The sequence below is a fragment of the Paenibacillus sp. MER 180 genome (assembly GCF_023713665.1).
Taxonomy (GTDB): domain Bacteria; phylum Bacillota; class Bacilli; order Paenibacillales; family Paenibacillaceae; genus Paenibacillus_B; species Paenibacillus_B suaedae.
Genome location: NZ_JAMAVT010000098.1, coordinates 1 through 338, shown reverse-complemented (window position 1 = coordinate 338; position 338 = coordinate 1). Strand labels below are relative to the sequence as shown.

At 37.6% G+C, this 338-nt stretch carries 1 protein-coding gene; it reads left to right on the top strand.

The annotated features are described in order from the left end of the window. Positions 1 to 318, top strand: a 318-nt coding sequence (locus M3661_RS30035; RefSeq protein ID WP_251491405.1) for an IS3 family transposase, incomplete at its 5' end; no start/stop codon positions are given. Positions 319 to 338 lie beyond the last annotated feature (20 nt).

The following is a 338-nucleotide window of genomic DNA, read 5'->3' as shown; positions in this document are numbered from 1 at the left end:
CTAAGTCAAATTCAATTATTCCATACCGATCGCGGTAGTGAATTTAAGAACAAGTTGATTGATGAGACACTTGCTACGTTCAAGATCGGTCGTTCCTTAAGCATGAAAGGGTGCCCTTATGATAACGCAGTTGCAGAAGCTACGTTTAAAATTATGAAGACGGAATTCATTAATCAGATGAACTTCCACAGTTTACATCACCTAGAATTGGAGCTATATGACTACGTAAATTGGTTCAACAAACATCGCATCCATGGAACCTTAGGCTATATGAGTCCAGTAGATTACAGAAGATTATCCCTTAAAAAAGCTGTCTGATTTAGTGTTGACAATCCAAA